Origin of the sequence: Streptomyces sp. NPDC058525, from assembly GCF_042719495.1 — a bacterium.
Lineage (GTDB): Bacteria > Actinomycetota > Actinomycetes > Streptomycetales > Streptomycetaceae > Streptomyces.
This window is the reverse complement of the sequence record NZ_JBHXNP010000178.1, coordinates 1-7,990: the sequence shown is the minus strand read 5'-3', so window position 1 is coordinate 7,990 and position 7,990 is coordinate 1. Positions and strand designations below refer to the sequence as shown.

At 70.3% G+C, this 7,990-nt stretch carries 9 protein-coding genes; 8 read left to right on the top strand and 1 reads right to left on the bottom strand.

Going from position 1 to position 7,990, the window contains the following annotated elements; all coding sequences use genetic code 11:
• The 3 genes from ACFWP3_RS40955 to ACFWP3_RS40945 form a co-directional block, all read left to right on the top strand.
• The coding region (locus tag ACFWP3_RS40955) for a DNA-processing protein DprA (protein WP_384231874.1) at positions 1-792 on the top strand (792 nt) is incomplete at its 5' end.
• 209 nt (positions 793-1,001) lie between these two features.
• Positions 1,002-1,838, top strand: a complete 837-nt coding sequence (whiG, locus tag ACFWP3_RS40950) for an RNA polymerase sigma factor WhiG (RefSeq protein ID WP_384231872.1) — start codon at positions 1,002-1,004, stop codon at positions 1,836-1,838.
• Between the two features lie 70 nt (positions 1,839-1,908).
• On the top strand, positions 1,909-2,448 hold the full coding sequence (locus ACFWP3_RS40945) for a TetR/AcrR family transcriptional regulator (RefSeq protein WP_384231876.1): 540 nt from the start codon (positions 1,909-1,911) through the stop codon (positions 2,446-2,448).
• Positions 2,449-2,663: 215 nt separating this feature from the next.
• On the opposite strand, the gene ACFWP3_RS40940 is transcribed toward ACFWP3_RS40945, so the two are convergent.
• Complete coding sequence (locus ACFWP3_RS40940; RefSeq protein ID WP_384231871.1) at positions 2,664-3,140, bottom strand: M23 family metallopeptidase; 477 nt, start codon at positions 3,138-3,140, stop codon at positions 2,664-2,666.
• A gap of 248 nt (positions 3,141-3,388) precedes the next feature.
• Here ACFWP3_RS40940 and rpsB point away from each other — a divergent pair, with 248 nt between their 5' ends.
• The 5 genes from rpsB to ACFWP3_RS40915 all read left to right on the top strand — a co-directional run bounded on the left by rpsB (position 3,389) and on the right by ACFWP3_RS40915 (position 7,921).
• Positions 3,389-4,288, top strand: coding sequence for a 30S ribosomal protein S2 (rpsB, locus tag ACFWP3_RS40935; RefSeq protein ID WP_384231869.1), 900 nt, complete (start codon positions 3,389-3,391; stop codon positions 4,286-4,288).
• Between the two features lie 135 nt (positions 4,289-4,423).
• Positions 4,424-5,260 (top strand): translation elongation factor Ts, encoded by an 837-nt coding sequence (tsf, locus tag ACFWP3_RS40930; RefSeq protein WP_384231867.1) that lies wholly within the window; start codon positions 4,424-4,426, stop codon positions 5,258-5,260.
• Positions 5,261-5,422: 162 nt separating this feature from the next.
• Positions 5,423-6,202, top strand: coding sequence for a UMP kinase (gene pyrH / locus ACFWP3_RS40925; protein WP_073913371.1), 780 nt, complete (start codon positions 5,423-5,425; stop codon positions 6,200-6,202).
• Positions 6,203-6,287: 85 nt separating this feature from the next.
• Entirely contained in the window at positions 6,288-6,845 is a 558-nt protein-coding gene (frr, locus tag ACFWP3_RS40920; protein WP_031144133.1) for a ribosome recycling factor, read from the top strand.
• Positions 6,845-7,921, top strand: coding sequence for a phosphatidate cytidylyltransferase (locus ACFWP3_RS40915; protein WP_384231864.1), 1,077 nt, complete (start codon positions 6,845-6,847; stop codon positions 7,919-7,921). The genes frr and ACFWP3_RS40915 overlap by 1 nt, the downstream gene beginning before the upstream one ends.
• Positions 7,922-7,990: the final 69 nt, after the last annotated feature.

Below are 7,990 nucleotides of genomic sequence, written 5' to 3'. Positions count from 1 at the left end.
TCCTGTTGCCTCCCTTGCCCTTCAGCTGCATACGGTGATCTGGGCAAAGGCGGGAAGTCTCTGTCGAATCCGAAGCGCCACACTGGCGGGAGAACGTACGGGATCGACGGCGCCGCGCACCGAGGGGCCCTCGCCTCGGGCGGAGCCACCGCGGCGGTGCTCGCCTGCGGGGTGGACGTCGCCTATCCCCGCGGACACGCCGGGCTCCTCGGCCGGATCGCCGGGCAGGGGCTGGTCCTGGGGGAGTTGGCGCCGGGCAGCCATCCCACCCAGAGCCGGTTCGTCCTGCGCAACCGCGTCATCGCCGCCCTCACCCGCGGCACGGTCGTGGTGGAGGCCGCCCACCGCAGCGGTTCGCTGGTCACCGCCCGGCGGGCCCAGCAGCTCGGGAGGTTCACCATGGGCGTCCCCGGACCGGCCACCAGTGGGCTGTCCGCCGGGGTGCACGAACTGCTGCGGGGAGAGGCCGTGCTCGTCACCGACGCGGCGGAGGTGGTCGAACTCGTCGGCTCCATGGGCGAGCTGGCCCCCGAGCGGCGCGGACCCGTGCTGGCCCGGGACCTGCTCGACCCGGAGACCGGCCGGGTGCTCGACGCGCTCCCGGCCGGGCGGGCGGTCCAGGCGGAGGAACTGGCACGTGCCTGCGGCAACAGCACCGATGAAGTCATCGGCAGACTGTACGAACTTCACTCTCTGGGGTTCGTCGAACGGCAGGGCGACGGCTGGCAGTTGGGCAGACAACCGGCTGGAGGCGGCACACAAACCGGGGCCACCCGGCGAGGCGGTCGTTGACCTGGGGCGTTCCGGTGAAAGAGTGAAACAGATGAGAGACGCGGTCCTCCCGGTGGCAGTCGCCGGGACCGTGCGCGAGGCGCCGGTCCCGGGTCGCCCGTGCGAGTCGGGGCGCCCTTGTGCCCCCGCGCCATCCCGTACTCTTCGCGCACCGCGACACTCCCGTCACGCTACGCTCCCAAGGAATCCGGCTCCGGCAAAGGCGAAGCATGCCCCAGCACACCTCAGGGTCCGACCGCGCTGCGGTGCCCCCCGCTGCCCGCGGCAGTGTGCGGTCCACCGCGCCCTCGTCCCTGGAGGTGCTCTGGCGCTCGTACAAGGACTCCGGTGACGAGAGGCTGCGGGAGCAGCTGATCCTGCACTACTCGCCGCTGGTCAAATACGTGGCCGGCCGCGTGAGCGTGGGGCTGCCGCCCAATGTGGAGCAGGCCGACTTCGTCTCCTCCGGGGTCTTCGGCCTGATCGACGCCATCGAGAAGTTCGACATCGACCGGTCGATCAAGTTCGAGACGTACGCGATCACCCGGATCCGCGGGGCGATGATCGACGAGCTGCGCGCGCTGGACTGGATCCCGCGCTCGGTCCGGCAGAAGGCGCGGGCCGTGGAGCGGGCCTACGCCACGCTCGAGGCCCAGCTGAGGCGCACTCCGACGGAGACCGAGGTCGCCGGGGAGATGGGGATCGGCGTGGAGGACCTCCACACGGTTTTCAGCCAGTTGTCCCTGGCGAACGTGGTCGCCCTGGAGGAGCTGCTGCACGTCGGCGGGGAGGGCGGCGACCGCCTCTCGCTGATGGACACGCTGGAGGACACGGCAGCCGACAATCCCGTGGAAGTGGCGGAGGACCGGGAGCTGCGGCGCCTGCTGGCACGGGCCATCAACACCCTTCCCGAGCGGGAGAAGACGGTGGTCACCCTCTACTACTACGAGGGGCTCACGCTGGCCGAGATCGGCAACGTGCTGGGCGTCACCGAGAGCCGGGTCAGCCAGATCCACACCAAGTCCGTGCTGCAACTGCGGGCGAAGCTCGCCGATGTGGGGCGGTGAGCTTGCGGCACCTCCGTAGAGTGGAGACGTGCCCAGGATTCGAGCGGCCTCCGTGGCCGAGCACCGGTCGATGCAGCGCGGCGCCCTGTTGGACGCCGCGCGTTCCCTGCTGTCCGAAGGCGGGACGGAGGCGCTGACCTTCCCCGCCCTGGCGGAGCGGACCGGGCTCGCCCGGTCCTCCGTGTACGAGTACTTCCGCTCCCGCGCCGCCGTGGTCGAAGAGCTGTGCGCGGTGGACTTCCCCGTGTGGGCCGCCGAGATCGAGGCCGCCATGGAGCAGGCCGAGACGCCCGAGGCGAAGATCGAGGCCTATGTGCGCAGCCAGCTCGGGCTGGTCGGCGACCGGCGGCACCGGGCGGTGGTGGCGATCTCCGCCAGCGAGCTCGACGCCGGGGCGCGGGAGAAGATCCGCGCGGCTCACGGGGGGCTGGTGGCGATGATCGTCGAGGCGCTGGCCGCCCTCGGGCAGGCGGAGCCGAGGCTGGCCGCGATGCTGCTCCAGGGGGTCGTGGATGCGGCCGTGCGCCGTATCGAGCTCGGCGCGGCGGAGGATCCTGCCGTTGTGACGGAGACGGCCGTGGCCATGGCCCTGCGGGGCGTGCGGGGCTGACGGCGTCGGGACGGGCGTCGGGTGCGGCCCGGGTGGCCGGTGTGCGGACGCCTGCGGGTGCGGGTCAGGGATCGGGGCTCCGCCCCGGACCCCGCGCCTCAAACGCCGGCGGGGCTGGATTGGGCCGGTGTGGCTATTCGGGTGCGGCTCAAGGATCGGGGCTCCGCCCCGGACCCCGCGCCTCAAGCGCCGGCGGGGCTGGGATTTGGTGCGGGTCACTGCCCCGCCTCCGTGCCGGGCTGGGTGTGTGGGAGGAGGCGGGGGGTGGGGGGTTTGAGGAGGGTGAGGGGGTTTAGGTAGGTTTCGGCTGACCTGAGGCCCCAGTGGAGGCACGGTGCCGGGCAGTGGGAGCCCTCCGTCAGGACGGCGACCACCTGGCCCGCCGTCACCGCCTCGCCCTCCGTGACCAGCGCGCGGACCGGTTCGTACGTCGTGCGCAGGCCGTTCGGGAGGGTGAGGGAGAGGACCCCGCGCCCCGCGACCGGGCCGGCGTAGTGCACCCGGCCCGGGCCGACCGCCCGGATCTCCGAGCCCACCGGAGCCGACAGGTCGACGCCCCGGTGCCCGGCCGCGTACGGGGTCGGCGGCGGGTCCCACCAGCGGGCCACCACGAGGGGCGCGGGGAGCGGGCGCGCAGCGGGAACGGCGGCCTGGACCAGGGTCAGCAGCAGGCTGAGCAGCAGTGTCGTCATGGAGCCCAGCGTCCTGTGCCCGGCCCTGCGGTGGGCCGCCCTGTGGACAGCCCGCCGGGTGTGGACAACGGCGTCACCCGGCATACCGCCGGGTCCCGTACACTTCTTGTGGCGATCCGGGTCACCGGGTCGACTTCGCACGCCCCAGCACCAGCCGGAAACGGCGAGGTGAGAGCGTCTCTCGGTCCCTATCGGGGCAGGGCGCGGCGGGGCGTCAGGAACCAAACCGAGAAACCAAGGAGATGGCCATGGCCGTCGTCACGATGCGGGAGCTGCTGGAAAGCGGCGTCCACTTCGGTCACCAGACCCGCCGTTGGAACCCGAAGATGAAGCGCTTCATCTTCACGGAGCGCAACGGCATCTACATCATCGACCTGCTGCAGTCGCTGTCGTACATCGACCGCGCCTACGAGTTCGTGAAGGAGACCGTCGCGCACGGTGGCTCCATCATGTTCGTCGGTACCAAGAAGCAGGCCCAGGAGGCCATCGCCGAGCAGGCGACGCGCGTTGGCATGCCGTACGTCAACCAGCGGTGGCTGGGTGGCATGCTCACCAACTTCTCCACCGTCTACAAGCGCCTCCAGCGTCTGAAGGAGCTTGAGGCGATCGACTTCGAGGACGTCGCCGCCTCGGGTCTCACCAAGAAGGAGCTCCTGGTCCTCTCCCGCGAGAAGACCAAGCTGGAGAAGACCCTCGGTGGTATCCGCGAGATGTCGAAGGTCCCCAGCGCCGTCTGGATCGTCGACACCAAGAAGGAGCACATCGCCGTCGGTGAGGCGCGCAAGCTCCACATCCCGGTCGTCGCGATCCTCGACACCAACTGCGACCCCGACGAGGTCGACTACAAGATCCCGGGCAACGACGACGCGATCCGCTCCGTCACCCTGCTCACCCGCGTGATCGCCGACGCCGTCGCCGAGGGCCTCATCGCCCGCTCCGGCGCCGCGACCGGCGACTCGAAGCCGGGCGAGAAGGCCGCCGCCGAGCCGCTCGCCGAGTGGGAGCGCGACCTGCTCGAGGGCGACAAGAAGGCCGACGACGCCGCTGAGGCCGCTCCGGCCGAGGCCGCCGCCGAGACCGTCGAGGCCCCGGCCGCCGAGGCCACCGAGGCTGTCGAGGCCCCGGCCGCCGACGCCGAGCAGGCCTGACCCACTGAGAGCGCCCGGCGTTCACGCGCCGGGCACTCACAGCACGGACGATGACGGCGGGGGAGCCGCGCCTTGGGCGCGGCGCCTCCGCCGTTCACCCGTAGATCTACGACTTCGAGAGAGAATCACAGACTCATGGCGAACTACACCGCCGCTGACGTCAAGAAGCTCCGCGAGCTCACCGGCGCCGGCATGCTGGACTGCAAGAACGCGCTCGTGGACGCCGACGGTGACGTCGAGAAGGCCCAGGAAGCCCTCCGCATCAAGGGTCAGAAGGGCGTCGCCAAGCGCGAGGGCCGTTCTGCCGAGAACGGTGCCGTCGTCTCCCTCATCGCCGACGACAACACCTCCGGTGTCCTCGTCGAGCTGAAGTGCGAGACCGACTTCGTCGCCAAGGGCGAGAAGTTCCTGGCCGTCGCCAACCAGCTGGCCGCCCACGTGGCCGCCACCTCCCCGGCCGACATCGAGGCGCTGCTCGCGTCCGAGATCGAGCCCGGCAAGACCGTCACCGCTTTCGTCGACGAGGCCAACGCCAACCTCGGCGAGAAGATCGTCCTGGACCGCTTCGCGCAGTTCACCGGCGGTTACGTGACCTCGTACATGCACCGCACGATGCCCGACCTGCCGTTCCAGATCGGCGTCCTGGTCGAGCTCGACAAGGAGAACGCCGAGGTCGCCCGCGGCGTCGCGCAGCACATCGCCGCGTTCTCCCCGCAGTGGCTGTCCGCCGAGGACGTCCCGGCCGAGAAGGTCGAGTCCGAGCGTCGCATCGCCGAAGAGGTCACCCGCGCGGAGGGCAAGCCCGAGGCCGCCATCGCGAAGATCGTCGAGGGTCGCGTCAACGGCTTCTTCAAGGAGGCCACCCTCCTCGGCCAGCCGTACGCGCTGGACAACAAGAAGTCCGTCCAGAAGGTCCTGGACGAGGCCGGTGTCACCCTGAAGCGCTTCAGCCGCATCAAGGTCGGCATCTGAGTCCGTCCGTACACGACGGACACCGGACCCCGGTAGGGTCTGAGGCAGTCGCCCGCGCTTGCGCGAGGCGACCGCAGATCTGACGAGGAGGCCATTGCCGCAGAGGGAACCGCAAGGACCCACCGGCAATGGCCTTCTTCGTATGTGCACGAGGAGATCTCCATGAATCAGGGCGTGGACCCCCACACCGCATCCGACGACAAGAGCGACCAGGACAAGAAGGGCCGCCGCTTCATGCTGAAGCTGTCGGGCGAGGCCTTCTCGGGTGGCAGAGGACTGGGCGTCGACCCCGACGTCGTCCACGCCATCGCGCGCGAGATCGCCGCGGTGGTCCGTGACGGCGCGGAGATCGCCGTCGTGATCGGCGGCGGAAACTTCTTCCGCGGTGCCGAGCTCCAGCAGCGCGGCATGGACCGGGCGCGGTCCGACTACATGGGCATGCTCGGCACCGTGATGAACTGCCTCGCCCTCCAGGACTTCCTGGAGAAGGAGGGCATCGACTCCCGCGTGCAGACCGCCATCACCATGGGCCAGGTCGCGGAGCCGTACATCCCGCTGCGCGCCGTACGGCACCTGGAGAAGGGGCGCGTCGTCATCTTCGGCGCCGGCATGGGCATGCCGTACTTCTCCACCGACACCACGGCCGCCCAGCGCGCCCTGGAGATCGACGCCGAGGCCCTGCTCATGGGCAAGAACGGGGTCGACGGGGTCTACGACTCCGACCCGAAGAAGAACCCGGACGCGGTGAAGTTCGACGCGCTGGAGTACGGCGAGGTCCTGTCCCGCGACCTGAAGGTCGCGGACGCCACCGCCATCACGCTGTGCCGCGACAACAAGCTGCCGATCCTCGTCTTCGAGCTGCTCGCCGAGGGCAATATCGCCCGCGCCGTCAAGGGTGAGAAGATCGGCACGCTCGTCAGCGACCAGGGAACCCGGGCCTGAGCAGTCCGCTGCCGGACCGAGCCCGGACCGGCCCCGCCCGTCATGCCCGCCTGAACCATCCATTCAAGACATGCAGGAGCACGTGGTGACCGAAGAGATCCTCCTCGAGGCCGAGGAGAAGATGGAAAAGGCCGTCGTCGTCGCCAAGGAAGACTTCGCCGCGATTCGCACCGGTCGTGCGCACCCGGCGATGTTCAACAAGATCGTGGCGGACTACTACGGCGCCATCACGCCCATCAACCAGCTCGCCTCCTTCTCGGTTCCCGAGCCGCGCATGGCGATCGTGACCCCGTTCGACAAGAGCGCCCTGCGCAACATCGAGCAGGCCATCCGCGACTCCGACCTCGGGGTCAACCCGAGCAACGACGGCAGCATCATCCGGGTGACCTTCCCCGAGCTGACGCAGGACCGCCGCAAGGAGTACATCAAGGTCGCGCGCACCAAGGCCGAGGACTCCAAGGTCTCCATCCGCGCCGTCCGCCGCAAGGCCAAGGACGCCCTTGACAAGCTCGTCAAGGACAAGGAGGCCGGCGAGGACGAGGTGCGCCGCGCCGAGAAGGAGCTCGACGACACCACCGCGAAGTACGTCGCGCAGGTGGACGAGCTCCTGAAGCACAAGGAAGCCGAGCTCCTCGAAGTCTGATGAACGACTCTTCCTGGCAGCCGGAGCCGGTTCCGGCGGGTCCCGCATACGATGCGCAGGTGGGCCCGCACACTCGGCCCATGCCCATCGTGCCCGATGCCGCCGGCCGTGACTTCGACGACCGGGAAGCACGCGATCGGGGGGCCGCCGCGGACGGCGGCCCCCTCTTCCGCGCCGAAACGCCGCCGCAGGAGCCCATGCCCAGCCCCCCGCCCCCGCCTTCGCAGGCCCCGCAGGACGCCTCGCCTCCGCCGCCGAAGAAGCGGGCGGGGAGGGACCTGCGGGCCGCCATAGGTGTCGGAGTCGGCCTGGGCGCGGTGATCTTCGCTTCGCTGTTCGTCGTCAAGGCGGTCTTCGTCGGCGTCATCGTCGTCGCGGTCGTCGTGGGCCTGTGGGAGCTCACCTCCCGGCTGCAGGAGAAGAAGGGCATCAAGGCCCCGCTGGTCCCGCTCGCCGTCGGCGGCGCGGCCATGGTCATCGCCGGATACGTCCGGGGAGCCGAGGGCGCCTGGGTGGCCATGGCCCTGACGGCCCTCGCCGTCCTGGTCTGGCGGATGACCGAACCGCCCGAGGACTACCTCAAGGACGTCACGGCGGGCGTCTTCGCCGCGTTCTACGTGCCCTTCCTGGCCACCTTCGTCGCGATGCTGCTCACCGCCGAGGACGGTCCGCAGCGCGTGGTCACCTTCCTGGTGCTGACGGTGGTCAGCGACACCGGGGCCTACGCCGTCGGCTGGCGCTTCGGCAAGACCAAGCTCGCCCCGCGCATCAGCCCCGGGAAGACCCGCGAGGGGCTGTTCGGCGCGGTGGCCTTCGCGATGGCGGCGGGCGCGCTGTGCATGGAGTTCCTGATCGACGGCGGCTCCTGGTGGCAGGGCCTGGTGCTGGGTCTGGCGGTCGCGGTCAGCGCCACGCTGGGCGACCTCGGCGAGTCGATGATCAAGCGTGACCTGGGCATCAAGGACATGGGCACCCTGCTCCCGGGCCACGGCGGCATCATGGACCGGCTGGACTCGCTGCTGCCGACCGCCCCGGTCGTGTGGCTGCTGCTGGCGGCCTTCGTCGGCACCGGCTGACGGGGCTCGGGTTATCCTGGAGGGGGCGCCGCGGTTTGGGGGGGCGGCCATTACGGATCGCGGGCGAGC

Coding starts and splice junctions, on each gene's coding strand:
- whiG (WP_384231872.1), top strand. CDS start 1,002: ATGCCCCAGCACACCTCAGGGTCCGACCGCGCTGCGGTGCCCCCCGCT.
- ACFWP3_RS40945 (WP_384231876.1), top strand. CDS start 1,909: ATGCAGCGCGGCGCCCTGTTGGACGCCGCGCGTTCCCTGCTGTCCGAA.
- ACFWP3_RS40940 (WP_384231871.1), bottom strand. CDS start 3,140: ATGACGACACTGCTGCTCAGCCTGCTGCTGACCCTGGTCCAGGCCGCC.
- rpsB (WP_384231869.1), top strand. CDS start 3,389: ATGGCCGTCGTCACGATGCGGGAGCTGCTGGAAAGCGGCGTCCACTTC.
- tsf (WP_384231867.1), top strand. CDS start 4,424: ATGGCGAACTACACCGCCGCTGACGTCAAGAAGCTCCGCGAGCTCACC.
- pyrH (WP_073913371.1), top strand. CDS start 5,423: ATGAATCAGGGCGTGGACCCCCACACCGCATCCGACGACAAGAGCGAC.
- ACFWP3_RS40915 (WP_384231864.1), top strand. CDS start 6,845: ATGAACGACTCTTCCTGGCAGCCGGAGCCGGTTCCGGCGGGTCCCGCA.